Source organism: Actinocatenispora thailandica (genome assembly GCF_016865425.1).
Classification (GTDB): domain Bacteria; phylum Actinomycetota; class Actinomycetes; order Mycobacteriales; family Micromonosporaceae; genus Actinocatenispora; species Actinocatenispora thailandica.
On the sequence record NZ_AP023355.1, the window covers coordinates 6,054,421 to 6,080,181 of the forward strand.

General features: G+C 70.9%; 20 protein-coding genes and 1 pseudogene. 1 reads left to right on the forward strand and 20 read right to left on the reverse strand.

The features are described from left to right. Positions 1-155: 155 nt before the first annotated feature. The 16 genes and pseudogenes from nuoN to Athai_RS27205 all read right to left on the reverse strand — a co-directional run bounded on the left by nuoN (position 156) and on the right by Athai_RS27205 (position 18,916). Positions 156-1,724, reverse strand: a complete 1,569-nt coding sequence (nuoN, locus tag Athai_RS27130; RefSeq protein ID WP_275422585.1) for an NADH-quinone oxidoreductase subunit NuoN — start codon at positions 1,722-1,724, stop codon at positions 156-158. Then, on the reverse strand, positions 1,721-3,280 hold the full coding sequence (locus Athai_RS27135) for an NADH-quinone oxidoreductase subunit M (RefSeq protein ID WP_203964106.1): 1,560 nt from the start codon (positions 3,278-3,280) through the stop codon (positions 1,721-1,723). The genes nuoN and Athai_RS27135 overlap by 4 nt, the downstream gene beginning before the upstream one ends. 57 nt (positions 3,281-3,337) lie before the next feature. Then, positions 3,338-5,266, reverse strand: coding sequence for an NADH-quinone oxidoreductase subunit L (gene nuoL / locus Athai_RS27140; RefSeq protein ID WP_203964107.1), 1,929 nt, complete (start codon positions 5,264-5,266; stop codon positions 3,338-3,340). 10 nt (positions 5,267-5,276) lie between these two features. Next, complete coding sequence (nuoK, locus tag Athai_RS27145; protein WP_203964108.1) at positions 5,277-5,576, reverse strand: NADH-quinone oxidoreductase subunit NuoK; 300 nt, start codon at positions 5,574-5,576, stop codon at positions 5,277-5,279. 70 nt (positions 5,577-5,646) lie between these two features. Next, the gene (locus tag Athai_RS27150) at positions 5,647-6,465 is read right to left on the reverse strand and encodes an NADH-quinone oxidoreductase subunit J (RefSeq protein ID WP_203964109.1); all 819 of its coding nucleotides are present in this window, start codon (positions 6,463-6,465) and stop codon (positions 5,647-5,649) included. Between the two features lie 76 nt (positions 6,466-6,541). Then, positions 6,542-7,135 (reverse strand): NADH-quinone oxidoreductase subunit NuoI, encoded by a 594-nt coding sequence (gene nuoI, locus Athai_RS27155; RefSeq protein ID WP_275422586.1) that lies wholly within the window; start codon positions 7,133-7,135, stop codon positions 6,542-6,544. 3 nt (positions 7,136-7,138) lie between these two features. Next, the gene (gene nuoH / locus Athai_RS27160) at positions 7,139-8,536 is read right to left on the reverse strand and encodes an NADH-quinone oxidoreductase subunit NuoH (RefSeq protein WP_239157196.1); all 1,398 of its coding nucleotides are present in this window, start codon (positions 8,534-8,536) and stop codon (positions 7,139-7,141) included. Continuing rightward, a complete protein-coding gene (locus Athai_RS27165) occupies positions 8,533-11,097 on the reverse strand; it encodes an NADH-quinone oxidoreductase subunit G (protein ID WP_203964110.1) in 2,565 nt (854 codons plus the stop codon). The genes nuoH and Athai_RS27165 overlap by 4 nt, the downstream gene beginning before the upstream one ends. Before the next feature lies 1 nt (position 11,098). Continuing rightward, positions 11,099-12,415: an NADH-quinone oxidoreductase subunit NuoF gene (gene nuoF, locus Athai_RS27170; protein ID WP_203964111.1), complete on the reverse strand. Its 1,317-nt coding sequence runs from the start codon at positions 12,413-12,415 to the stop codon at positions 11,099-11,101. A gap of 14 nt (positions 12,416-12,429) precedes the next feature. After that, positions 12,430-13,119: pseudogene (gene nuoE, locus Athai_RS27175) on the reverse strand (NADH-quinone oxidoreductase subunit NuoE); the annotation flags it as partial. Then, positions 13,119-14,471: an NADH-quinone oxidoreductase subunit D gene (locus Athai_RS27180; protein ID WP_203964113.1), complete on the reverse strand. Its 1,353-nt coding sequence runs from the start codon at positions 14,469-14,471 to the stop codon at positions 13,119-13,121. The pseudogene nuoE and the gene Athai_RS27180, both read right to left, overlap by 1 nt. After that, positions 14,468-15,133, reverse strand: a complete 666-nt coding sequence (locus Athai_RS27185; RefSeq protein ID WP_203966289.1) for an NADH-quinone oxidoreductase subunit C — start codon at positions 15,131-15,133, stop codon at positions 14,468-14,470. Before Athai_RS27185 ends, Athai_RS27180 begins: the two co-directional genes overlap by 4 nt. 221 nt (positions 15,134-15,354) lie before the next feature. Further along, positions 15,355-16,038 (reverse strand): NuoB/complex I 20 kDa subunit family protein, encoded by a 684-nt coding sequence (locus tag Athai_RS27190; RefSeq protein ID WP_203964114.1) that lies wholly within the window; start codon positions 16,036-16,038, stop codon positions 15,355-15,357. A gap of 16 nt (positions 16,039-16,054) precedes the next feature. Further along, on the reverse strand, positions 16,055-16,414 hold the full coding sequence (locus Athai_RS27195) for an NADH-quinone oxidoreductase subunit A (RefSeq protein WP_203964115.1): 360 nt from the start codon (positions 16,412-16,414) through the stop codon (positions 16,055-16,057). 131 nt (positions 16,415-16,545) lie between these two features. Continuing rightward, on the reverse strand, positions 16,546-17,850 hold the full coding sequence (locus Athai_RS27200; RefSeq protein ID WP_203966292.1) for a geranylgeranyl reductase family protein: 1,305 nt from the start codon (positions 17,848-17,850) through the stop codon (positions 16,546-16,548). Positions 17,851-18,208: 358 nt separating this feature from the next. Beyond that, the gene (locus Athai_RS27205) at positions 18,209-18,916 is read right to left on the reverse strand and encodes a demethylmenaquinone methyltransferase (protein WP_420829804.1); all 708 of its coding nucleotides are present in this window, start codon (positions 18,914-18,916) and stop codon (positions 18,209-18,211) included. Positions 18,917-19,123: 207 nt separating this feature from the next. On the opposite strand from Athai_RS27205, the gene Athai_RS27210 reads away from it, so the two are divergent. After that, a complete protein-coding gene (locus Athai_RS27210) occupies positions 19,124-20,359 on the forward strand; it encodes an ABC transporter permease (RefSeq protein WP_203964116.1) in 1,236 nt (411 codons plus the stop codon). Positions 20,360-20,461: 102 nt separating this feature from the next. Here Athai_RS27210 and Athai_RS27215 read toward each other — a convergent pair whose 3' ends face one another. The 4 genes from Athai_RS27215 to Athai_RS27230 form a co-directional block, all read right to left on the reverse strand. Continuing rightward, the gene (locus Athai_RS27215) at positions 20,462-21,196 is read right to left on the reverse strand and encodes a dienelactone hydrolase family protein (RefSeq protein WP_203964117.1); all 735 of its coding nucleotides are present in this window, start codon (positions 21,194-21,196) and stop codon (positions 20,462-20,464) included. Positions 21,197-21,433: 237 nt separating this feature from the next. Beyond that, positions 21,434-23,293: a glycoside hydrolase family 15 protein gene (locus tag Athai_RS27220; protein WP_203964118.1), complete on the reverse strand. Its 1,860-nt coding sequence runs from the start codon at positions 23,291-23,293 to the stop codon at positions 21,434-21,436. A 124-nt stretch (positions 23,294-23,417) separates the two neighbouring features. Beyond that, positions 23,418-24,605, reverse strand: coding sequence for a cyclic dehypoxanthinyl futalosine synthase (gene mqnC, locus Athai_RS27225; protein WP_203964119.1), 1,188 nt, complete (start codon positions 24,603-24,605; stop codon positions 23,418-23,420). 90 nt (positions 24,606-24,695) lie between these two features. Continuing rightward, positions 24,696-25,613, reverse strand: coding sequence for an NAD(+)/NADH kinase (locus Athai_RS27230; protein ID WP_203964120.1), 918 nt, complete (start codon positions 25,611-25,613; stop codon positions 24,696-24,698). Positions 25,614-25,761: the final 148 nt, after the last annotated feature.

Consider the following 25,761-nt stretch of genomic DNA (forward strand, 5'->3'; position numbering starts at 1 on the left):
GCATCGAACGAGGCGCCTGGTCGGGCCGCCGCCCGGTCCGCGCCAGGATCCGGCGCGCCCCGGTCACGCCGGGTCCGTGCCGGCATCCGGCGCGGCCCGGACGCGTACCCAGGCCGGGCGGCCACCGGTGCGCGTCGCGCCGGTGGCCGCGGCGGTCAACCGACGAAGGTGGCCGCGCCCTGCGCCACGTGCAGCACCAGGCTCGGCGCCAGGCCGAACACCAGGGTCGCGACGGTACCGAGGGCCAACGCGGTCGCGGTGAGCGCGCCCGGCATCGCCACCGTCGGCGCGTCCTCGGCCGGCTCCTGCAGGTACATCAGCACGATGACCCGCAGGTACGGGAAGGCGAGCAGCACGCTGGAGATCACACCGAAGATCACCAGGGTGGTCTGGCCGCCGTCCAGAGCCGCGCCGAACACCGCGAACTTCGTGGTGAACCCGCTGGTCAGCGGGATACCGGCGAAGGACAGCATGAGGAACGCGAAGACCCCGGCGAGCAGCGGCGACTTGCGGCCCAGCCCGGCCCACCGGGACAGGTGGGTCGCCTCCCCGTCCGCGTCCCGGACCAGGGTGAGCAGGCCGAACGCGGCGACCACGGTGAAGCCGTAGGCCACCAGGTAGAACAGCGAGCTGGTGATGCCGGACTTCTGCATCGACAGCACGCCGGTCAGCACGTACCCGGCGTTCGCGATCGACGAGTACGCCAGCAGCCGCTTGATGTCGGTCTGGGTCACCGCCAGCACCGCGCCGATGAGCATCGTCAGGACCGCGATCACGCCGATCACCGGACGCCAGTCCCACCGGCTGTCCAGGAACGCCACGTACAGCACCCGCAGGATCCCGCCGAACGCGGCGATCTTGGTGCAGGACGCCATCAGCGCGGTGATCGGGGTCGGCGCACCCTGGTACACGTCCGGGGTCCACACGTGGAACGGCACCGCCGCCGCCTTGAACAGCAGGCCGATCGCCAGCATCGCCAGGCCGACGAACATCAGCAGGTCGCTCTTGTTCGACGACAGCGCGGCGGTCGCGATGCCGTGCAGTTCCACCGTGCCGGCGAAGCCGTAGAGCATCGCCATGCCGTACACGAAGAAGGCCGACGCGAACGCGCCGAGCAGGAAGTACTTGACCGCCGCCTCCTGGGACAGCAGCCGCCGGCGGCGAGCCAGCGCGCAGGCCAGGTACAGCGGGAGGGACAGCACCTCCAGGGCGACGAACATGGTGAGCAGATCGTTCGCCGAGCAGAACAGCATCATGCCGCCGAGCGCGAACAGCGTCAGCGGGAAGATCTCGGTCTGGCTCGGCTGGTGCCGGGCCTGCTTCGCGTCCGCCTCGGTCCCGGCGACGACGGCCGCCTCGGCGACGAAGCTACCGCCGCGCTCGACCCGCCGGTCGGCGATCAGCAGCGTGGCGAGGATGCCCAGGATCAGGATCGACCCCTGCAGGAACAGCGCCGGGCCGTCCACCGCGAGCGCGTCGTTGGCGGTCAGCGTCGGGGACGACGCGTAGTGCCGGACGCCCTCGACGATCACGATGACCAGCGCCGCAACCTGCGCCGCCAGCGTCAGCAGCACCTGTACCAGGTAGCGGTAGGCGCGCGGCAGCGCCGCCTCGGCGAGGATGCCGACCGCGCCGACACCCAGCACGATCAGCATCGGTGCGATCGCACCGTAGTTGATATGCGGCGCCGAGATCTGCGCCGCCAGCACGTCGCCGGTGCTCACTTGTTGTCTCCTACCGCGCTAGAGCCGCCGGACCCGTTGTCCACGGCGCGGGTCGCCGGCACCGGGTCGCTCTTGCCGACGTCGTGCATGGTCGCGGCGACCGCCGGGCTGATCACGTCGATGACCGGCTTCGGGTAGACGCCGAGGATGAAGATCAGCGCGATCAGCGGCGCCACCACCCACTTCTCCCGGCCGGTCAGGTCGTGCTTGAAGCCGGCCGAGGTGGACAACTCGGGGTTGAGGTTGCCCTGCATGGTCCGCTGGTACATCCAGAGGATGTAGCCGGCGGCCAGGATCACGCCCGAGGTCGCCACGATGGCCAGCGCCTTGTGCGTGCTGAACGTACCGAGCAGCACCAGGAACTCGCTGACGAACGGCGAGGTGCCGGGCAGCGCCAGCGAGGAAAGGCCGGCGATCAGGAAGACGCCGGCGAGCATCGGCACCAGCTTCGCCGCGCCGCCGAAGTCCCGGATGTTCGCCGATCCGCGCCGCTGCACCAGCATCCCGACGATCAGGAACAGCGCGCCGGTCGACAGGCCGTGGTTGAGCATGTAGAGCACCGCGCCGGTACCGGCCTGGCTGGTGAACGCGAAGATCCCGATGCCGATGAACCCGAAGTGCGCGATCGAGGTGTACGCGACGAGCCGCTTCAGGTCGTTCTGCCCCACCGCGAGCAGCGCGCCGTAGATGATGCCGATGACCGACAGCGCCAGCGCCAGCGGCGCGAAGAACCGGGTCGCCTCCGGGAACAGCGAGAAGCAGAACCGCAGGATCCCGTACGTGCCGACCTTGTCCAGCACGCCGACCAGCAGGGCGGCGGCCCCGGCAGGGGCGGCACCACCGGCATCCGGTAGCCAGGTGTGGAACGGGAAGAACGGCGCCTTGATCGCGAACGCCAGGAAGAACCCGAGGAACAGCCAGCGTCCGGTCGTGGTCGACATGCTGAGGTGGCTCAGCGAGTTCCAGTCCAGCGTGTGCCCGCCGACGACCCACAGGCCGATCACCGCGGCCAGCATGAACAGCCCGCCGAACAGCGAGTACAGGAAGAACTTGACCGCCGCGTACTGCCGTCGCGCACCACCGAACGACCCGATGAGGAAGTACATCGGGATGAGCATGACCTCGAAGAACACGTAGAACAGGAACACGTCCGCGGCGGCGAACACGCCGACCATGGTCGCGTCCAGCGCCAGCAGCAGGGCGAAGTAGTTGTGCACCGAGCGCTTGGTCCGGTCCGCGTCGTTCCAGCTGGCCGCGATCACGATCGGCACCAGCACCGCGACCAGGCCCAGCATCACCAGCGCGATGCCGTCCGCCTGCACGGTGAGCCGGATGCCCCAGGCCGGGATCCACGGGTACGACTCGCGGAACTGGAACCGCGCGCCGTTCGCCTTGAACGTCACGCACATGATCGCCGTGAGCACCAGCAGCGCCAGCGACCAGACCAGGGAGACCACCTTGGCCAGCCGCGGGTTGTTGCGTGGCAGCAACGCCACCACCAACGCGCCCACCGCCGGCGCCACGGTCAGCACCGACAGGAAGGGAAAGTTACTCACGACCGCGCCTCGCTTCGCTCGGATGGGTCCCGGGGCTCGAAAGGTTCTTCTGCTCGATCACCCGAGCTTCACCGCCATCAGCGCTGCCACCACGACGAGCGCACCTCCGAGGATCGTCAATGCGTACGACCGGACGAAACCGGTCTGGAGTCGGCGCAGCCGGCTGGAGCTGCCACCCACGATCGCGGCCAGGCCGGTGACGATGCCGTCGACGCCCTTGCCGTCGATGAAGACCGCCGCCCGGGTCAGCAGCTTGCCGGGCAGTTCGAAGAGCGTCTCGTTGACGACGTCCCCGTACAGGTTCTCCCGGGCGGCGCGGACGATCGCGGTCCGCGCCGGCTGCTCGGTCTCCGCGGTACCGCGGCGGAACAGCAGCCAGGCGATCGCGACCCCGAGCAGCACCACGACGAGGCTGATTCCGATCATCAGCCCCTTGTTGTACTCGTGGCCCGGCACCTCGGTGGTACCGAACACCGGCTCCAGCCATCCGGTGAACCCGCCGTACACCAGCAGGCCACCGGCCGCGACCGAGCCGATCGCGAGCAGGATCATCGGTACCTTCATGACCGCCGGGGACTCGTGCGGGTGCTCGATGTCCTCGGTCCAGCGCTTCTTCCCGTGGAAGGTCAGCACGAACAGCCGGGTCATGTAGAACGCGGTCAGTCCGGCGCCGAGCAGCGCGGCGAGCCCGAACACCCAGCCCTGCCAGCCGCCGCGGGCGAACGCCGCGTCGATGATCGGGTCCTTGGAGAAGAAGCCGGACAGCGGCGGGATGCCGATGATGGCCAGGAAGCCGAGGCCCACGGTCACCCAGGTGACCGGCATGTACCGCCACAGGCCGCCGAAGCGGCGCATGTCGGTCTGGTCCTTCATCCCGTGCATCACCGAGCCGGCGCCGAGGAACAGCCCGGCCTTGAAGAAGCCGTGTGCCAGCAGGTGCAGGATGCCCAGCGCGTACGCGCCGCCGCCGAGCCCGACGGCGAGGAACATGTAGCCGATCTGGCTGACCGTCGAGTACGCCAGGACGCGCTTGATGTCGTCCTTGGCGCAGCCGATGATCGACCCGAGCAGCAGGGTGAACGCGCCGACCGCGACCACGATGGTGGAGCCGATCGTGGTGGCGTCGAAGATGGGGTTCGCCCGGGCGATCAGGTAGACGCCGGCGGTCACCATCGTCGCGGCGTGGATCAGCGCCGACACCGGGGTCGGGCCCTCCATCGCGTCCGGCAGCCAGGCCTGCAGCGGGAACTGGCCGGACTTGCCGCAGGCACCGCCGAGCAGGCAGAGCGCGATCGCCAGCGTCACCCCGTGCGGCAGCGCGCCGACGCCGTTGAACACGGTGGCGAAGTCGGTGCTGCCCAGGTAGCCGAACATCAGGAACATCGCGACCAGGAAGGCGGCGTCACCGACCCGGTTCATCAGGAACGCCTTCTTGCCGGCGGTCGCCGCGCTCGGCCGATCCTGGTACCAGGAGATCAGCAGGTAGGACGCGACACCGACGCCCTCCCAGCCGATGAAGGTCATCAGGAAGTTGTTGCCCAGCACCAGCAGCAGCATCGACGCCGCGAACAGGTTGAAGTACCCGAAGAAGCGGCGCCGGCCGGGGTCGTCGGACATGTAGCCGACCGCGTACACGTGGATCAGGAATCCCACGCCGGTGATCAGCAGCGCGAAGGTCGCGGACAGCGGGTCGTACAGGATGCCCCAGTCGACCTTGTAGCCGCCGACCTGGATGAAGCTGCCGAGGTGCTCGGAGACCGCCTTGTGTCCCAGCCCGCGTAGCGCGAAGAAGTACCACAGTGCGAGGACGAACGAGGCGCCGATGCTGGCGCAGCCGAGGATGTGCCCCCACCGGTCGGACCTGCGTCCGGCCAGCAGCAACACCACGGCGCTCGCCAACGGGATGGCGATCAGCAGCCACACGCTCGACAGCGCACCGCTCGCCGCCGTGTAATGCACCTGTTCAGCCAGTGCCGGCTCAGTCATCGAAATGTCCTCAGTACTTCAGCAAGTTGGCGTCGTCGACGGAGGCGGAGCGCCTGGTCCGGAAGATCGACATGATGATCGCAAGACCGACCACGACTTCCGCGGCGGCCACCACCATCACGAAGAACGCCATGATCTGACCGTCCAGGCTGCCGTTGATCCGGGCGAACGTGACCAGCGACAGGTTGCCGGCGTTCAGCATCAGCTCGATGCACATGAACACCACGATGGCGTTGCGCCGGATCAGCACACCGATCGCGCCGATGCAGAACAGCGCCGCGGACAGCACCAGGTAGTAGGTCGGCGTCATGAGGTGGCCTCCGAAGTGAGCATCGCAGCGGAGCGAGGAGCGGAGCGCAGGAGATCACCGGGTGGCACGGTCACTGCTGGTCACCTCCCGTGAGGGTGTCCTTCGGCCGGGTGTCCTCGGCGGTCAGCTCGCGCGGCGGCACCAGCGGCGAGATGCTGCGCGCCGACTTCGTACCGTCCGGCAGGATCGCCGGGGTGGCCACCGAGTTGCTGTGCGCGAACACGCCGGGGCCGGTCTTCGGCGCCGGGTAGTTGCCCTCGGCGAACCGCTCCCGGGACAGTTCCTTCTGCGTCTTCTTCTCACCCTTGCGCTGCACGTGCGCGAGCACCATCGCGCCGACCGCGGCGGTGATCAGCAGCGCGGAGGTGACCTCGAACGCGAACACGTACCGGGTGAACACCAACGCCGCGAGGCCCGGCACGTTACCGCCGTGCGCGTTGTTGGCGGCCTCCAGGCCACGGGCGTCGACGGCGCCGAGGCCGCGGGCCAGGCCGGAGCCGAGCAGCAACGCGAGGCCGAGACCGATCAGGATGCCGGCGGTCCGTTGCCCGCGCAGCGTCTCGATCAGCGAGTCGGAGACGTCCCGTCCGATCAGCATCAGCACGAACAGGAACAGCATCATGATCGCGCCGGTGTACACGATGATCTGCGCCATGCCGATGAACGGTCCGGCCTGGATGATGTAGAAGATCCCCAGGCTGAACATCGTCACCACGAGGAACAGCGCCGAGTGCATCGCGTTGCGGGCGGCGACCATGCCGATCGCGCAGCCCAGCGCGATGATCCCGAGAACCCAGAACGCCACCTTCTCGCCGGTACCCATGGCGCCGGGGCTGGCGACCGCGAGCAGGTGGCCGGCCAGCGGGTGCGCGAGCAGCTGCGCACTCATGCGGCTTCCTCCTTCGTCGGAACCCGCATGAGGCACGAGGCCACGCGATACCCATGATTCGCTCGCTGAGACTCGCTCATGCCGCACCTCCCTTGCCACCGGTCTGCTCGGTCGCGGCGCTCCGCCGGGCGCTCTCCTGCTGCGGCGAGTACTCCGCACCGGCCGAGGCGCCCGGGTTCTGCATCGCGCCGACGTAGTAGTCCTGCTCGTCGTCGCCCAGCCGCAGCGGGTGCGGCGGCTGCTCCATGCCCGGCAGCAGCGGCGCGAGCAGCTGCTCCTTGGTGAAGATCAGGTCCTGCCGGCTGTCGTTGGCCAGCTCGTACTCGTTGCTCATGGTCAGCGAACGGGTCGGGCACGCCTCGATGCACAGGCCGCAGAAGATGCAGCGCAGGTAGTTGATCTGGTACGTGCCGGCGTACCGCTCACCGGGCGAGAAGCGCTCCTCGTCGGTGTTGTCGGCACCCTCGACGTAGATCGCGTCGGCCGGGCAGGCCCACGCGCACAGCTCGCAGCCGACGCACTTCTCCAGCCCGTCCGGGTGCCGGTTCAGGATGTGCCGGCCGTGGTAGCGGGGTGCCGTCGGCCGCATCTTCTCCGGGTACTTCTCGGTCACATGCGGCTTGAACATGTTCGCGAGGGAGACCCCGAAACCCTTGATGGGTTCGAACACGACTCATTCCTCCTTGCCGCCGGAGGCGGCTGAACCGGTGCTGCCGGACGTGCCAGTACCGCCGGCCGGGTCGCCCTCGCCGGGCGACTCCGTGGTACCGCCGCGGGCGCCGACGGTGGCCGCCTCGCGCTGCGCCTCGATGCGCTTGAGGTGCGGGTTGGGCGGCACCACCAGGTCGACCGGTGGCGTCGGATAGCCACCGGCGCCGGTGTCGACCTTGCGTTTGGCCTGGGTCCGGTCGTCCTTCTCCTTCTCCGGCCAGAGCAGCACCAGCAGCAGCAACGTGACCACGATCCCGGCGAGCACCAGCCACTTGGTCTGGTCGTAGTTGCGGGCGGTCAGCCGCAGCCCGGCGAGGATCAGGATCCACACCAGGTTGACCGGCATCAGGACCTTCCAGCCCAGCGCCATCAGCTGGTCGTAGCGCACCCGGGGCAGCGTCGCCCGGATCCACACCAGCACGCCCATGAAGATGATCGTCTTGGCCAGGAACCAGACGATGGTGATCCAGCCGGAGTTGGCGCCGTCCCACAGCGAGATCGGCCACGGTGCGCGCCAGCCGCCGAAGAACAGCGTCACGCACAGCGCGGAGATCGTGACCATCGCGATGTACTCCGCCAGGTAGAACATCGCGAACTTGAACGACGAGTACTCGGTGAGGTAGCCGCCGGTCAGCTCGGACTCGCCCTCCGGCAGGTCGAACGGGGTCCTGTTGCTCTCCCCGAGTGCCGAGATGAAGTAGATGATGAAGCTCGGCAGCAGCGGGATGAAGTACCAGGTCTTGATCTGGCCGTTGACGATCTGCGAGGTCGACATCGAGTGCGCGGTCATGAACACCGCGACCATCGACAGCCCCATCGCGACCTCGTACGAGATCATCTGCGCCGCGGCGCGCATCCCGCCGAGCAGCGGCCAGCTGGTGCCGGAGGCCCAGCCGGCGAGCACCGTGCCGTACACCGCCATCGACGAGGCGGCGAGCACCACCAGCACCGCCACCGGCACGTCGCCGACCTGCAGCATCGTCTGGTGCCCGAACAGGCTGACCCGCGCACCGATCGGGATCACCGCGAACGAGATGAACGCGACCGCACCGGAGATGACCGGCGCGATGAAGTAGACCGGCTTGTCGGCCAGCGCCGGGATGATCTCTTCCTTGAACGCCAGCTTCAGGCCGTCGAACAGCGACTGCAGCCAGCCGAAGCCGCGCGCCTTCCGGTTCGGCCCGGGACGCACCTGGAACGCGCCGATCACCTTGCGCTCGAACACGACCGCGAACAGGGTCAGCAGCAACAGCAGCACGAACGCGGCGACGACCTTGATCAGGACGATCCACCAGACGTCGTGCCCGAACCCAGCGGGCTGCCCCGCCTCGGCCAGCCGTACGAGGCCGGAGGTGTTCACTGGTCCTCCTCTGTGGACTGCGCGTGCCGGGCCCGGTGCCCCGCGCCGTCGCCGGTACTGCGCCCTGCGCCGGCCCCCGGCGCCGCGCCGTCGGTACGGATCGACACCAGCGCGCCGGCGTCGGTACCGAGGGTGCGGCGGACGGTGCTGCCCGCCGAGTTCGTCGGCAGCCAGACCACCCGGTCCGGCATCACGCTGATCCGCAGCGGCAGCGTGATCGCGCCGCGCTCGGTCGAGACGGTGACCTGCGCGCCGTCCTCGGCGCCGATCTCCGCCGCGGTCGCGGCGGACAGCCGCACCACCGCGGGCCGGGCCGTACCGGCCAGGAACTCCGCGTTGTCCTGCAGGCTGCCCAGGTCGAGCAGGTGGTGCCAGCTGGCCAGCACGGCCTGCCCGGCATCCGGCGTCGGCAGTTCGGCGGCCGGGTGGCTCGGCGGCGTCGGCCGCACCTCGTGCGCCGGCAGGCCGGCCAGCTCGGCGCGGATCCGGCGCGGGTCGCCGGTGCCGAGGGCGATGCCCATCTCGTCGGCGATCGAGTTCAGCACCCGCGCATCGGTCATCGCGCCGGTGGACAGCACCGTGTCGAAGATCCGCAGCCGGCCCTCCCAGTTCAGGAAGGAACCGGCCTTCTCGACGACCGGCGCGACCGGCAGCACCACGTCGGCGTGCTGCGGCACCCAGCCGTCCCGCAGTTCCAGCGAGACCAGGAAACCGACCGCGTCCATCGCCTGCTCGGCGGCGGCCGGATCGGGCAGGTCACCCGGGTCCACACCGCCGACGAGCAGCCCGGCCAGCTGCCCGCTGGCCGCCGCGACCAGCATCTCCGCGGTGTCCCGGCCGGGCGCGGACGGCAGCGAGTCGACACCCCAGTACGAGGCGAGCTCGACCCGGCCGGTCAGGTCCGACACCGGACGCGCGCCCGGCAGCAGGGTCGGCAGGCAGCCGGCGTCCACCGCGCCGCGGTCACCGGCCCGGCGCGGCACCCAGGCCAGCCGGGCGCCGGTGGTGTCGGCCAGCAGCGCCGCCGCGGACAGCCCGCCGGGCACCGCCGCCAGCCGCTCGCCGACCAGGATGATCGCCCCGTCGGTACGCACCGCGGACCGGGCCTGCTCGGCCTCGGGCGACGAACCGATCGCGTCGCCGGCCAGCGCGGTCAGCAGCTCCGCCTCGGCACCGGGGACCACCGGCAGCAGGGTGCCACCCGCCTTCGTCACACCGGGGCTCGCGAACGGCTGGGCCGAGAACAGCCGCAGGCCGTGCTTGCGGTGTCCCTTGCGCAGCCGCAGGAACAGCGATGGCGCCTCCTCCTCGGCCTCCAGGCCGACCAGCAGCACCGCGGGCGCCCGCTCGACGTCGGTGAACGTCACGCCACCGTTGTTCGGGCTGACCCCGGCCGCGTAGTCGGCCAGGAACGCGGTCTCCTCGGCCGAGTGCGGCCGCACCCGGAAGTCCACGTCGTTGGTGGCGAGCGCCACCCGGGCGAACTTCGCGTACGCGTAGGCGTCCTCGACGGTGACCCGGCCGCCGGTGAGCACCCCGACCCCGCCGTTGTCCCGGGCGGCGGCGAGCCCCTCGGCCGCCACCCGCAGCGCCTCCGACCAGCTGGTCTCCCGCAGCGTCCCGTCCTCGTCGCGGACCCGCGGGTAGACGAGCCGGTCCGCGCCGTTGGCGTACCGGAAGGCGAACCGGGTCTTGTCGCTGATCCACTCCTCGTTGACCGCGCTGTCCTCGCCGGACAGCCGGCGCATCACGCTGCCGCGCCGGTGGTCGACCCGGATCGCGTCGCCGCCGGCGTCGTGCTCGTTGATCGACGGCGTACTCACCAGGTCGAACGGACGCGAGTGGAACCGGTAGTCCGAGCCGGTGAGCGCGCCGACCGGGCAGATCTGGATGGTGTTGCCGGAGTAGTACGAGTTGAACGGGTCGCCGGAGGTGTTCGTCGCCGCGTGGTCGCCGTCCAGGTAGGGCGTGTCGGAGAAGACGCCGATCTGCTCGGCGGCACCGCGCTCCATCAGGTCGATGAACGCGTCGCCGGCGATCTCCTCGGAGAACCGGGTGCAGCGCTGGCAGAGCACGCAGCGTTCCCGATCGAGCAGTACCTGGGTGGAGATCGCGAGCGGCGTCGGGTACTTCCGCTTCTCCTCCACGAACCGCGAGTCCGGCCGACCGTTCGCCATCGCCTGGTTCTGCAGCGGGCACTCGCCGCCCTTGTCGCAGATCGGGCAGTCCAGCGGGTGGTTGATCAGCAGGAACTCCATGATCCCCTCCTGGCCCTTCTTGGCCACCGGAGAGGTCAACTGCGTCTTCACCACCATGCCGTCGGTGCAGGTGGTGGTGCAGGAGGTCATCGGCTTGCGCTGGCCCTCCACCTCGACCAGGCACTGTCGGCAGGCGCCGGCCGGTTCGAGCAGGGGGTGGTCGCAGAACCGCGGGATCGCGATGCCCAGCTGCTCGGCGGCGCGGATGACCAGGGTGCCCTTGGGCACGGTGGTCTCGATGCCGTCGATGGTGAGCGTGACCGTCTCGACGATCTCGCCGTCCTTCTGCTGCGTGACGGTCATGTCAGTGCGCTCCCACGAGTTCGCGAGCGTCGAGCAGCGGCTTCTTACGCCCCTCGATGTAGTCCAGGTAGTCCTGCTTGAAGTACTTGATCGACGAGGTCACCGGGGAGGTGGCGCCGTCGCCCAGCGCGCAGAACGACCGGCCGAGCAGGTTGTCGCACGCGTCCAGCAGGGTGTCGAGGTCGTCGTAGCTGCCCTCGCCGGACAGGATGCGGCGCAGGATGCGCACCATCCAGTAGTTGCCCTCGCGGCACGGGGTGCACTTGCCGCACGACTCGTGCGCGTAGAACTCGATCCACCGGTAGGTGGCGTAGACCGGGCAGTCCTGGTCGGAGAAGATCTGCGTCGCCGTGGTGCCGAGCATCGAGCCCTGCGCGGCCACCGAGTCGAAGTCCAGCGGGACGTCCAGGTGCTCGGCGGTGAACAGCGGCGTCGACGAACCGCCCGGCGTCCAGAACTTCAACTCGTGGCCGGGCTGCATGCCGCCGCACAGCCCCAGCAGCTCGCGCAGCGTGATGCCCATCGTGCACTCGTACTGGCCGGGGTTCACGATCCGTCCGGACAGCGAGTAGATCATCGGGCCGGACGACTTCTCGGTACCCATCGTGCGCCACCAGTCGACGCCGCCGAGCACGATGTACGGCACCGAGGCGATGGTGCCGACGTTGTTCACCACGGTCGGCGAGGAGTAGAGCCCGTGCGTCGCCGGGAACGGCGGCTTCAGTCGCGGCTGGCCGCGGAAGCCCTCCAGCGAGTCCAGCAGCGCCGTCTCCTCGCCGCAGATGTACGCGCCGGCGCCGCTGTGCACGACCAGCTCCACGTTGAGACCGGTACCGAGGATGTTGCGGCCCAGGTAGCCCCGGGCGTACGCCTCGGCGACCGCGTGCCGCAGCCGCCGCGCGGCGTGCACCGCCTCACCGCGGATGTAGATGTAGGCCCGCTCCGCGCGGATCGCGTAGCAGGTGATGACGATGCCCTCGATCAGCGCGTGCGGATCGTTCATCATCATCGGCAGGTCCTTGCAGGTACCCGGCTCGCCCTCGTCGGCGTTGACCACCAGGTAGTGCGGCTTGCCGTCGTTCTGCGGGATGAACGACCACTTCAGCCCGGTCGGGAAGCCGGCGCCGCCGCGGCCGCGCAGGCCCGAGTCCTTCACCAGCTGGATCAGGTCGTCCGGGTGCGACTTCAGCGCCTTCTTCAGGCCCTGGTAGCCGTCGAGCTTCTCGTACGTGTTGATCCGCCACGCGTCCGGCGACAGCCAGCGCTTGGTGAGCACCGGGGTGAGCTTCTGCAGCACCTCAGCAGAGGGAGCGCTCATCCTTACCTGCCCTCCTTGGACGGGATCGGCGTGTTCGGGTCGAAGCCCGGCACCGAGATGTTGTGGTCGGCGGCCAGCCGGATGCCCCGCAACGTCGGCTCGCCGGTCGCGTTGTCGGCGACCGCGCCGGGCCGGCCGTCGCCGTACCCGGCGAGCTGCTCGCCGATGCCGGACAGCCCGGCCGGCTCCGCCCCGCGGTCCGGGTGCGGCACCTCGCCGGCCTGCAGCCGCTGCACGATCTCCATGCCCTTGGCCTCGTCGACGTTGTTGTAGAACTCGTAGTCGACGGTCAGCACCGGCGCGTAGTCGCAGGCCGCCAGGCACTCGGCGTGCTCCAGCGTGATCGTGCCGTCCTCGGTGGTCTCCTCGTGGCCGACCCCGAGGTGCTTCGACAGGGCCTGGTAGGTCTTGTCGCCGCCCATCATCCCGCACAGCGTGTTGGTACAGACGCTGACCAGGTGGTTGCCGGTCCGACCACGCTTGTACATGGTGTAGAAGGTGGCCACCGCGCCGACCTGGGCCCGGGTGATGCCGAGCTGCTCGGCGCAGAACCGGATGCCGTCCGGCGTGACCTTGCCTTCCACCGACTGCACCAGGTGCAGCAGCGGCAGCAGCGCGGACCGCTCCCGCCCCTCCGGGAAGCGCGCCCTGATCTCGGCCGCGCGCTCCCGGTTCTGTTCGGTGTCCAGCTCTTCGTACGACATCAGCGATCAACCCCACCCATGACCGGGTCCAGTGATGCGCCACCGGCGACCACGTCGGCGAGCAGGCCGCCCTCGGAGATCGCGGGCAGCGCCTGCAGGTTCACGAAGCTGGGTTCGCGCACGTGTACGCGGTAGGGCCGGGTGCCGCCGTCGGACACGGCGTGGCAGCCGATCTCGCCGCGCGGCGACTCGATCGACGTGTACACCTGGCCGGCCGGTACCCGGAAACCCTCGGTCACCAGCTTGAAGTGGTGAATCAGGGCCTCCATCGACTGGCCCATGATGTTCGCGACGTGGGACAGCGAGTTGCCCATCCCGTCGGTACCGATCGCGAGCTGTGCCGGCCACGCGATCTTCTTGTCCTCGACCATCACCGGGCCCGGCTCCAGCCGGTCCAGCACCTGCCGGACGATCTTCAGCGACTCCTGGCACTCGTGGAACCGGACCATCCAGCGGCCGTACACGTCGCAGGTGGTCTCGGTCGGCACCTCGAAGTCGAACTCGTCGTAGCCCAGGTAGGGCATGGTCTTGCGCAGGTCCCACGGCAGGCCGGCGGAGCGCAGTACCGGGCCGGTGACGCCGAGCGCGAGGCACCCCGACACGTCCAGGTAGGCCACGCCCTTGGTCCGGGCGTGCAGCACCGGCTGGCCGTTCATCAGGTTCTCGTACTGCTTGAGCCGCTGCGGCATCACCTTGAGGAACTCGTTGATCGCGTCGAGCGCGTCCTGGGTGACGTCCTGCGCGACACCGCCGGGCCGCACGTACGCCATGTTCATCCGCAGGCCGGTGATCAGCTCGAAGATCTCCAGGATCATCTCGCGCTCACGGAACCCGATGATCATCATCGTGGTGGCGCCGAGTTCCATGCCGGTGGTGGCGAACCAGACCAGGTGCGAGGCGATCCGGTTCAGCTCCAGCATCAGCACCCGGATCAGCCGGGCCCGTTCGGTGACGTCGATGCCGAGCAGCTTCTCCACCGCCAGGCAGTACACCGTCTCGTTGGCGATCGGCGACAGGTAGTCGGCGCGGGTGACGAACGTGGAGCCCTGCGTCCAGGTGCGGTACTCCATGTTCTTCTCGATGCCGGTGTGCAGGTAGCCGATCACCGGACGCACGTCGGTGACCGTCTCCCCCTCCATCTCCAGCACCAGCCGCAGCACGCCGTGCGTCGACGGGTGCTGCGGGCCCATGTTGATGACCAGCTTCTCGTGGTGCAGCGGGTCGTCGGAGCCGACGATGGTGTCCCAGTCGCCACCGGTGACGGTGTAGACCTTGCCCTCGGTGGTGTCCCGGGCGGTCGCCGCGAACGGGTCCTTGGCCGAAGCCCGGCTCGACGTTGAATGCTCGGTCACTTGTACTGCCTCCGCTCGTCCGGCGGTGGGATCTCGGCGCCCTTGTACTCCACCGGAACCCCGCCCAGCGGGTAGTCCTTGCGCTGCGGGTACCCCTCCCAGTCGTCCGGCATGAGGATCCGGGTCAGGTTGGGGTGGCCGTCGAAGACGACCCCGTACATGTCGTAGGTCTCCCGCTCCTGCCAGTCGGCGGTCGGGTAGACCTTGGTCACCGACGGCACGTGCGGGTCCTCGACGCTCACCGCGACCTCCAGCCGCACCCGGCGCCGGAAGGTCATCGAGAGCAGGTGGTACGTGACGTGCAGCCGCCGCGCCTCGCCCAGGTAGTCGGTGCCGGAGACGTCGGAGCAGAACTCGTACCGCAGCGCCGGGTCGTCCCGCATCGTCTGGCAGACCTGCGCGATGAACCGCGGCCGGATGTGGATGGTCAGCTCGTCGCGATCGACACTGACCATCTCGATGGCCTCGTCGAACTGCGGGAACGCCGCGGCCAGCGCATCGACCGTCTCGTCGAAGTACGACCCGTACGGCCGTTCGGCGGGCGCCACGGTCGGACGGCGACGCACCAGCCCGCCCATCCCGGAGGTGTCACCGGAGCCGATCACGCCGAACATGCCCTGCTGCACCGGGTTGCTGGTCGGCGCGCCGCCGCCGGAGACCATCTCGTCCAGGTCGTCGGTGGCCTGCAACGCGTCGATGCTGTCGGTCGGGTGCTTGACCGGCAGCGGGTCCGGCTCGCCGGCCGCCGCGTGCCCCGGGTAGACCTTCTCGTTGGCCGGCCCCTCGGACACGTCCTTGCTCTGCGGCATTCGCTCGCCGGCGGGCTTCGCGTCGGCGGACGGCCTGTCCTCCGCGGGATGCGGAAGTTTCTCGTCGGCCACGACTATCCCTTCCACCGGTCGCGCGCCACCGGCGCCTTGTCGTCGTTCTCGTGCATCCAGTTCTCGATCCGCAGCTGCTCCTGCCGACCCTCGGCCGCGGCGGCCGTCCACTGCCGACGCTTCGCCTTGTTGTAGCGGTAGCTCGACGGCATGGTGCCCGGCCGTACCGCCGGGGCCGGCTCGGTCAGCGCCTTCTCGGCCAGCTCCAGCCGGCGCTTCTCGCCCAGCGGCTCGTGCATGATCTTCTCGTGCAGCTTGAGGATCGCGTCGAGCAGCATCTCCGGCCGCGGCGGGCAGCCCGGCAGGTACATGTCCACCGGGACGACGTGGTCGACGCCCTGCACGATCGCGTAGTTGTTGAACATGCCGCCGGAGCTGGCGCAGACGCCCATCGACAGCACCCACTTCGGGTCGGCCATCTGGTCGTAGATGCGGCGCAGCACCGGGGCCATCTTCTGGCTCACCCGGCCGGCGACGATCATCAGGTCGGCCTGCCGCGGCGAGGCGCGGAAGACCTCCATGCCCCAGCGGCCGGTGTCGTAGCGGGCCGCGCCGGTGGTCATCATCTCGATCGCGCAGCAGGCCAGGCCGAACTGTGCCGGCCACATCGACGACCGGCGAACGACGTTCACCAGCTTCTCGACCGAGACCAGCAGGATGCCGGGCAGGTTTTCCTCTAGGCCCATGTCGTCACGCCTCCCCTTAGTCCCAGTCCAGCCCACCGCGACGCCACACGTAGGCGTACGCGATGAACACCGTGACGATGAACAGCACCATCTCCACGAAGCCGAAGAAGCCGAGCATGTCGTACGACACGGCCCACGGGTACAGGAAGATGATCTCGATGTCGAAGACGATGAACAGCATCGCCGTGAGGTAGTACTTGACCGGGAACCGGCCGCTCGGCGCGGGAGCCGGCTCGATCCCGCACTCGTAGGCCTCCATCTTCGCCCGGTTGTACCGCTTCGGGCCGACGAACGGCGCGATCGTGCAGGAGAAGAGCGCGAACAGGCCGCCGAGGACGAACAGCCCCGCAATCGGCACGTACGGCGCGATCGACATCGCCTTGTCTCCAGTTCCCGGCGCACCCGATGGCGCGCACGTCTGCCGCCTATTGCCAAAACCGATTCACCCTATTGCGGGTCGGCGTCCGCGCTGCTAGCGGGGGTGGCGCCGGCTCGCCAGCCGGCCCGCTACACGGCGGGCGCGACGCGGGTCAGCGTGTTGATGATCCGGTCCATCGCGTCACCCCCACGGGGGTCGGTGAGATTTGCCAGCAGTTTGAGCACGAACCGCATCAGCATCGGGTGCGGCATGCCGTGCCGGGTGCAGAGCTTCATCACGTCCGGGTTGCCGATCAGCTTCACGAACCAGCCGCCCAGCCGGTAGTAGCCGCCGTACCGGTGGGACAGCTCGCGCGGGTACCACCGCAGCATCCGTTCCCGGGCCGGACCGGACCGCGCCGACAGCGCCTGCGCGGCGACCTCGGCGGCCAGTTCGCCGGACTCCATCGCGTACGCGATGCCCTCGCCGTTGAACGGGTTGACCATCCCGGCGGTGTCGCCGATCAGCATGACGCCGCGGGTGTAGTGCGGCACCCGGTTGAACCCCATCGGCAGCGCCGCGCCGCGCACCGGCCCCGTCGCGTACTGCTCGTCGTTGAGCTGCCACTCGTCCGGGGTGCCGGCGAGCCAGTCGGTCAGCATGGTGCGGTAGTTCGCCTGGCCGAAGCTGGCCGAGGAGTTGAGCACGCCGAGACCGACGTTGACCCGGCCGTCACCGAGACCGAAGATCCACCCGTACCCGGGCAGCAGGGTGTCCCGGTTCGCGTCCCGGCCGTCCCGCAGCTCCAGCCAGGACTCCAGGTAGTCGTCGTTGGTGCGGGACGGGCTGTCGTAGTAGCGCCGCACCGCGACCCCGATCGGTCGGTCGTCGCGTTTCGCGATGCCCAGCGACAGCGCGAACCGGCCGGACACGCCGTCCGCCGCGATCACCAGCGGGGCGCGGAACTCGACCGGCCGCTTGTCCCTGCCGACCGTCGCTGTGACGCCGACGACCCGGCCGGCGGTGTTGGTGATCGGGCCGGTGACCGTGGTCGAGGTGCGCAGCCGCACGCCGGCGCCGACGGCGCGGGCGGAGAGGATCTCGTCGAAGTCCAGCCGGGTCCGGGTCAGCCCGAACTCGGGGTAGCTGGCCAGGTCCGGCCAGTCGAGCTGCAGCTTGATGCCGCCGCCGATCACCCGCAGCCCCCGGTTGCGCACCCAGCCCGGCGCGTCGATGTCGACGCCCATCTTGACCAGCTGCTTGACCGAGCGCGGCGTCATCCCGTCGCCGCAGACCTTCTCCCGCGGGAACTCGCTCTTCTCCAGCTGGAGCACGTCGAGACCGTGCTGCGCCAGGTAGTACGCGGCGGCCGAGCCACCCGGGCCGGCGCCGACGACGATCACGTCGGCGGAGCCACCGGACTCCTCGACGGAGCCGAGCGGCTCGGGGTCGATGCCGGTCGCGGCTGCGGCGGGTGCCGCGTCGGTCGCGGTTGCGGCGGGTGCCGCGTCGGCCGCGGTCACGGCCGGTGCCGCCTCGTCCCGGGCACTGCCGGCGTCGGTCACGATGACCTCTCAGACGAACGATCGATGGGGGCGATCGGGTCGCTTGTGAAGACTTTCACGAGCACCGATGCCGAGTGTAGGACGGGCAGCGGGAGCATGGCTGGTTAGGCCGACCTAACTTCCATCCCGAGCGGCTGGTGGCCGCCCTCTCCCACGAACCGCAGACCGGGCATCCCCGTCGATGCGACCTGCGGCTCCCCCTCACCATGTCATCACCGGGACGCCGCCCCGCACACGGGTACGGACCTCAGCGGCGCACCGCACGATGCAACGCCACGATCCCGTCGAAAAGGTTGCGCCACGCGACCTGCCCCCAACCCGCGGTACCGATCCGGCGGGCCAGCTCGGCCTGCTCCGGCCATTCCTGGATCGACTCGGCGAGATAGACGTACGCATCCGGGTTGGACGAGACCCGCCGGGCGACCCGGGGCAACGCCGCCATCAGGTACTCCTCGTACACCATCCGGAACGGAGCGAACGTCGGGTGGCTGAACTCCGCCACCACCAGTCGGCCACCCGGCCGGGTCACCCGCGCCATCTCGGCCAGCGCCGCGTCGACGTCCGCGACGTTGCGCAGCCCGTACGAGATGGTCACCGCGTCGAAGCTGTGGTCGGCGAACGGCAACGCCATCGCGTCACCGGCCACCATCGGTACCGACCGGCCCCGCTGCCGGCCGGTGCGCAGCATGCCCTGGGAGAAGTCCGCCGCCACCACCGTCGCGCCGGACCGGGCCAGCTCCTCGGTCGACACCCCGGTACCCGCGGCGAGATCGAGGCATCTGTCCCCCGGCCCGAGCCGCAACGCCCGCCGGGTCGCCTGCCGCCACCACCGATCCATGCCGAAGGTCAGCACGGTGTTGGTCAGGTCGTACCGGTCGGCGACGCCGTCGAACATCGCCGCCACCTCGTGCGGCTGTTTGTCCAGGCCAGCCCGGCCCGCGGGAGACTCGATCACGGTCACCACTCTTGCAGACCACCCCGCCCGCCCCGACAAGGTCCCCAACCACCGCCCCGCCCCGGGGTGGCGCGGCGTGACCAGGCCCGGGGTGGCGTGGCGTGACCAGGACCGGGGTGGCCTGGCGTGGCCAGGCCCGTGCAGGCGTCTGCGGCGGGCATCGGGCGGTTATGCTGCGGTCCGTCCTTTTCGGAGAGGTCGGCCGCCATGAGCCAGCAGGAGTCACCGGAGCCGCCGCACGACCCCGTGCCCGGCACCACCGCGTCCACCGGCCCCGGGATTGTCGGGCCACCGCCGCCAGGCGCCGCACCGTACCCGGCGGACCCCGCCGGGCCGCCGGGAGCGGCAGTAGCCGGGGCACCCGGTGACGCGCGGCCGGCGAACGGCGGCCCCGCCGGGCCGGCGGTCGTCACGCCCGGTGGCGCGCGGCCGGCGCTCGGCCTGCTGCGGGGCGACGACCCGCTCCTGCCCCACCTGGCGTGGGAGGCGGTGCTGCTCGTCCTCGCGGTGCTCAGCGTGATCGTCACCGTCGTGGCCGCGCCCGGCGGGCCGGTGGCCGAACAGTTGCTGCGCAACACCGCCTCGATCGGTCTGGTGGCGAGCGCCGTGGCGGTGTCGTTCCGTACCGGAACGCCCAACCTGGCGGCCGGTGCGATGACGACCGTCGCCGGGCTGCTCACCATCCATCTGGTCGCCGCGCAGCACTGGGGCGAGCTGACCGCCGGTGCCGCGGCGGTGCTGGTGGTCACCGTCATCGGACTCGTCCTCGGCGGCATCACCGGCCTGCTGTCGGTGCCGGGCTGGGCGGTGACGGCCGGCGGCATGGTTCTCCTGGTCGGGATCGCGTTCCTCGCGACCGGCGCCCGGGCCGTGGCTCTCGACGGCGGCACCGGCGCCCCCAGCGGCGTCCTGTGGTTCGTGCTGTTCGCGGTCGTCTCGCTGGGCGGGGCCGGGCTGTGGCTGGTGCCTCCGGTACGCCGCACCCTGAGCGCGGTCCGCCACCCCGGGGACCCGAGCGCGTGGAACGCACCCGGCGCGTTCGGCGCGCTCGCCGGGTTGACGCTCTCCGGGCTGTTGTGCGGGCTTGCCGGCGCCCTCCAGGCCTACCAGTACCGGGCGATGTCCCTCAACGACGGCATCACGGTACTGACGATCGCGATGGCCGCGGCGCTGCTCGGCGGCGCCAGCGTGTTCGGTCGGCGGGCCGGGCTCACCGGCACCGTGCTCGCCTCCCTGATCCTCGCCGGGATCGTGACCACGTTCGCGCTGCAGGGGGTCAGCGAGCCGGGCGGTGAGCTGACCGTCGCGGGGGTCGCGATCATCGTCGGGCTCGGGGTCAACCGTGGCCTGGAGCTGCTGTCCAGCCTGCTGTCCCGCCGAGCCGGCGCCCGCCGGCCGGGCCTCCCGACGGTCGCCGCCGCGCCGCCGGGTGCCCGCCCGTAGCGAGGGATGCGCCGCGGCCGGCACCGGGCGGCTCGGGGTGGCACCCGGCGGCTCGCGGCCGGCACCCGGCGGCCCTGGGCTGGGGCGCTTCGGCGCCGAAGCTCAGGTCCTCGCCAGCGCCCGCTCCAGGAACGGCAGCAGCCGGTCCCAGTGGCGGCGCAGCCCGGCCGCGCTGAATGCATCGGTGTCGGACATGGTGAAGCCGTGCACCGTGCCGGGGTAGATCTCGGAGGTGTGGCTGACCCCCGCGGCGTCCAGCGCCTGGTTCAGCTCGCCGAGGCTCTCGGGTGTCAGGTCGCTCTCGGCGTGGCCGAGGAGAACCGGGGCCGTGAGCCCGGTGAAGAGGTCCGGGCCGTCGGCGCCCACCGGGCCGTGGAAGGCGGCCACGGCGGCGACCCGGTCCGGGTGCGCCGCCGCGGTACGCACCGCCAGCAGGCCGCCGATGCAGTAGCCGGTCACCGCGACCGGGCCAGCGCTGACCTCGGGTTGGGCGGTGAGGAAGGCGAGGTAGCCGGCGGCGTCCCGGTGCGAGCGTTCGGCGCTGTGCGTCGCGAGCAGCGGCAGTAGCCGCGCCACGACCCGATCCCGGTCGTCGGTACCGAGGTGTTCGGGAATCTCGATCACCGGGGTCGGGCCGTGCCGGTAGAGGAAGTTGGGGACGAGCACGTAGTAGCCGTGGCCGGCCAGTTCGGCGGCCAGCTCGTGCAGCACCGGCCGGATGCCGAAACCGTCCGGGTACATCAGCACCCCGGGGTGCGGCCCGGGACGGTCCGGGAGGGCGGCGAACGCGTCGGCCTGGCCGTCCTCGGTGGGAATCTGCAAGGTCTTGAAAGGCACGAGATCTCCTGTCGTGGTCGAGGTGAACCTGCTATCCACACGACGGAGGTGGAGCCCGCGCGGCGGCGTGGGCTCCCGGATCGAACGGCGGGCCGGCGCCGGCCCGACCGGCACTCAGAACGGCACCGGGTCACCGATCCGTGCGCGGCGTGACGCCATCCCGGTCATCATGACCACAACGTATCCGACCGCCCGAGGCGCCCGGCAGGAGCGCTGGCCGGGCGCCCCCGGATCCCGTCAGCGGTGTGGCGGCACCGGCATCCGGTGGCCGTCCAGCTGGGACAGCGTGAGCACGGCGAGGGAGTCGGTCCAGGCCAGCGGGGCGACCGAGGCCGGATAGCCCTCCGGAGTGAGTTGCTCGGGGAACGCGCCGAGCGTGGTCCGGTGGTCGGCGAGCCAGCCGACCAGCTCGGTGGCCCTGCCGCGTTCCCCGGTGCTCGCCCAGGCCAGCGCGAAGAACATCGTCTCCGGCGTCCAGGTGGTGGGGTGCGTCCAGGACTCGCCCGGGACGACCCCGCCGTTCGGGCGGCGCAGCACGTCGAACGTGTGCTGCAGGGCGGGGCGCAGGCCGGCCGGTGCGATCGAGAACGGTGGCGCGAGGAACGCGATCGCCGAGTCGACGCCGCTGCCATCGGTGACGGTGCGCTGGTAGCCGTTGCGGCCGAAGGTGTCCGCGATACCGGCCGCGAGCCGGTTGGCGGCGTGCTGCCAGCGGCGGGCGTCGTCGGCCCGGCCGAACCGGCGGGCCAGGTCGGTCGCCGCGCGCAGCCCGGCGAGCAGCGGCGCCGCGGTGCCGAGGTTGGGCGCGTCGGTATCGACCTCCCAGTAGTCGGGGCTCGCCGGGGGCAGGCCGGACGCGTCCAGGCTGGCCGCCGCGTAGTCGGCGGCCCTGCGCACGGTCGGGTAGAGCACCTTCGTGTGGGCCGCGTCGCCGCTGGCGCGCAGCCACTGCCAGACCGCCCACGGCACCCAACCGTTGGCGTCCAGTTGCCAGTGCCGGCCGTCCGGCGGCCCCGCCCCGTCCAGCGTGGTACGCGCCTCCCAGGTGCCGTCGGCCCGCTGGGTGGACGCGTCGAACGCCAGGATCCGGTACGCCTCGGCGAGATGGCCGGTGCGCATCAGTGCCGCGGCGACGAAGCTGGAGTCGCGCGGCCAGGAGTAGGTCCAGGCGCCGTACCACGCGGCGGCGACGGCGCCGTTGCGCTGGGTCAGCAGCCGCATGTCGAGCAGCGCGCGGGCGGACATCTCCCGTTGCCGCGCGGTGCGGCCCGGCACCGTACCAGCGGCGAGCCAGGCTCGGCTCTCCCGGACCGCCGCGGCGGCACCGGGATCGTTCGCCGGCACCGTCACCGGTGTCGTGGCGCCGGACGGCAGGTAGCGCAGCCGCCCGTCCGGCAGCCGCAGCACCGAACTGCCCGGCAGGTACGACGCGCCGGCCGCCTCCAGCGGGCTGAGGGCGACGACGTGGTCGGCGTTGCCGAGCAGGCCGGCGGTGGTCACCGACAGCTCGCTCGGCGGCAGGTGCCGGTAGCAGGTGTTGTCGGCGGCGCAGTCGATCCCGTCGTTCACGCCGAAGGCCAGGTGCCGGCCGGTCTCCCGGTGCCAGCCGCCCCAGTACGCCCGGTCGTAGTTCCAGCTCGGCAGCGCACCGCCGGCCGCGGATCGGGTGCCCTGCCAGACCACGGTGTCGTCGGCACCGGACACCGAGAGGGTCAGGTAGTCGGTCTGCCCGGCCGGCACGGTGGCCGACAGCGGCACCCGGACCCAGCCGCTGCCCGTCCCGCCGAGCGCCGCGAGGTCGACGTGGCCGCTGCCCACCGCACTGTCCGGGTCGTCCACCGCGGTGCGCACCGAGACGTCGACGGTGCCCACCGAGGCGTGGCTGACCAGGAAGACGCTGACCGAGGTCAGCTGGCCGGCGTCGGTGTCGAACTCCTGCGCGCCGCCGTGGCCGGGCGCGTCGACCAGGTAGAGCGCGGCGTCGTGCGCCGGCTGCCGGTCGTGCGCCTCGGACGCGTGCGCCACGGTCGGCGCGACCGCGAGCAGTGCCACCACGAGCCCCGCCGCGACTCCGCGGCGCCGCCACCGACCGGCCATGACGTCTCACCCTTCCGTGGACAGACAGCACGGGCAGGACGAAACCTAGCCGTAGGGCACGGATCTGGGAAGGACGTGGCCCAACCTGTGGACAACGGCTGTGGACGACCCGGTGGGCGGTGGGTCAGGTGGCGTCGGCGAGGTCGAGGCTGGTGCGGCCGCCGGGGTCCAGCGCGATCGACGAGACGTGCGAGTGCACCCGCTCGTCGGTCGGGTCGTCCGCCGGGGTGTGGTGCACCCGCAGGTGCCGGTACAGCGTGTCGCGCTGGGCCGGGACGCGATCCGCGTCGCGGATCATCCACACCAGTTGCAGCAGGTTGGAACGGTGCCGGGCGCCGGCCGAGGAGATCACGTTCTCCTCCAGCATGATCGAGCCGAGGTCGTCGACACCCATGTGCAGGGACAGCTGGCCGACGTCCTTGCCGGTGGTCAGCCAGGACGACTGCAGGTGCGGGACGTTGTCCAGGAACAGCCGGGCCACCGCGAGCAGCCGCAGGTACTCGACGTTCGTCGCCTGGGTGCGGCCCTTCAGATGGTTGTTCTCCGGCTGGTACGTGTATGGGATGAACGACCGGAAACCACCGGTTCGGTCCTGTACCTCACGGATCATCCGGAGGTGTTCGATCCGCTCGGCGTTCGTCTCGCCGGTGCCCATCAGCATCGTCACGGTCGACTCGATGCCCTGCCGGTGCGCCTGCTCCATCACCTCCAGCCACCGCTCGCCGGACTCCTTGAGCGGCGCGATCGCGGTACGCGGCCGGGCCGGCAGGATCTCCGCCCCGGCACCGGCGAGCGAGTCGAGCCCGGCGGCGTGGATGCGCCGCAGCGCCTCCTCGGTGGACACCCCGGAGATCTTCGCCATGTGCACGATCTCGCTGGCCCCGAGCGAGTGGATCACCAGCTGCGGGTAGTGCTTCTTGATCGCGGCGAAGTGCTCCTCGTAGTACTCCACGCCGAAGTCCGGGTGGTGGCCGCCCTGGAACATGATCTGGGTGCCGCCCAGCTCCACCGTCTCCGCGCAGCGGGCCAGGATGTCGTCGAGGCTGCGCACCCAACCCTCGGCGTGCTTCGGCGCCCGGTAGAACGCGCAGAACTTGCACGCGGTGAGGCAGACGTTCGTGTAGTTGATGTTGCGCTCGATGATGTACGTGACGATGCCGTCCGGGTAGCGCCGGCGCCGCACCGCGTCGGCCGCCGAGCCCAGCGCGTGGAACGGCGCGTCGGTGTAGAGCAGCAGCGCCTCCTCGGGCGTGATCCGCCCGCCGTCCGCCGCACGCTGCAGAATCTCGTCGATCTCCCGGTGCTCAGTCACGACCCCGAGGGTACGCGTCGCCGCACCCGGCACCGCCGCACCGGGGCACGGATCACGCTCGCCAGGCCCGGCGGACGGCGACGGGATCGGTCACGGCGACTCCCGCCGGGCCAGCTGGTCGCGGACCTGCGGGGGCAGCAGTTCGCGCAGCTGGTCGGGCAGCAGCGGCAGGTCGAGCAGGCTCAGCTTCGCCTGGCTGCGCTGCCGGTGCCGGCGCACGTCCAGCCGCACCACCAGACCGGCGTCGCGGCGCAGCTCGGCCCGTACCGTCCGGCCCGGTTCGAGATCGCCCAGCAGCAGGCCGTCCGCCTCGATCGCCGGCCGTCCGGCGTCGGACAGCAGGGAGAACTCGACGCGCTCGCCGGCGCCGAGGACCAGCGGGCGGCTGATCCCGGACATGGGTGCGACCGGCGTGATGACCATGGCGTCGGTCACCGGCGACAGCAGCGGCCCGCCGGCCGAGTAGCTGTGCGCGGTGGAGCCGGTCGCGGTGGCCATGATCACCGCGTCGGCCCGGAAGTACCCGTACTGCTGGCCGTCGATGGTGAGGATCGCGTTGACGGTGCCGTCGCCCGGGCGGCGGGACAGCGCCAGGTCGTTGAACGCGACGCGGCCGTCGCCGCCGGACGTGATCCGCAGGCAGCTGTGCCGCTCCAGCGTCACGTCGCCGGTGGCGAGCCGGTCCAACGCGGTGACGAGTTCGGCCGGTTCGATCTCGACGAGGAAGCCGAGCCGGCCCATGTTGACCCCGAGTACCGGCCGTGGATCCTCCGCGACCAGCCGCAGTGCACCCAGCATCGTCCCGTCGCCGCCGATGCTGAGGACCGCGTCGCTCGTCGCCAGCTCGTCGTCCGGCACCGGATGGGCGTCCGGCGCGCGGGCGGCGTCCGCGGCACCGATCCGTACCGCGACGTCGTGCGCGGCCGACCAGTCGAGCACCGCGGACACCGCCGACGTCACGTCCCGGGTGGGGTGCAGCACCAGTCCGAGCGTTTCCACCTTCGCCATGTGCCCAGCTCACCACACTCGCCACGGCCGGCGGGTGCGGGTCGGCCGCCCGGCGTGCCGGCCCCGCCCGGTCCGGACCCGTCGAGCGACCCGCCCCGGGCCGGGTCAGCGGCCCTCGCGCGCCGCGACGTTGTCACCGGGCCGGGGC